Annotated in this window: 1 protein-coding gene; it reads left to right on the top strand. The window is 45.4% G+C overall.

Translation table 11 applies throughout. From position 1 onward, the window contains the following. On the top strand, nucleotides 1–657 hold a 657-nt coding region (locus tag R7Z49_RS25565), incomplete at both ends, for a 5'-nucleotidase C-terminal domain-containing protein (RefSeq protein WP_318112465.1).

Genomic DNA, 657 nt, shown 5'->3' with positions numbered 1-657 from the left:
TTAAGCAAATTCTTCGTACTTACCAAGAGCAAGGTCAAGATCTGCTTGACGTTAAAGTATCTTCTACGGATGGCAAACTTGAAGGCGACCGCGGTGTAGTTCGCTCACAGCAAACGAACCTTGGCCACCTACTAGGTGAAGCGTACCGTACATACGAGCTAGTGAAAGCAGACTTTGGTGTGATGAACTCCGGTGGTGTTCGTGATTCAATCCAAGCTGGCGATATCACTTACCGTGATGTACTAACAGTACAACCATTTGGTAACTTCGTAACAAAAGCGACCATGACAGGTAAAGAAGTAAAAGAATACCTAGACGTCGTTGCTACGAAATCTGCGGGTTCTGGTGCTTACGCTCAACTAGACAACATCACTCTAGATGTAGATTGTGATGCTGGCTCAGTAACTATTACTGACATTAATGGTAAAGGCTTCAACCTAGACGCAACTTACACGTTCGCTGTAATTAGCTTCAGCGCTGCAGGCGGTGATGACTACCCAGTTATCCAAGTTGAATCAACTCAAATGACAGACGCATCAGTACTGCGTGAGTTCTTCGTAAACAACCCGCAAATCTCGGCGGATAGCTACAACAAGAACCTAGACAACATCAAGTACTTCAGCAATAGCCAAGCAGTGAAAGGCTGTCCTGCAACTG

Origin of the sequence: Vibrio sp. 1562 (genome assembly GCF_033340155.1) — a bacterium.
GTDB lineage: Bacteria > Pseudomonadota > Gammaproteobacteria > Enterobacterales > Vibrionaceae > Vibrio > Vibrio alginolyticus.
Note: the sequence above shows the minus strand (reverse complement) of the source record. Positions and strands in the feature narration are given on the sequence as shown.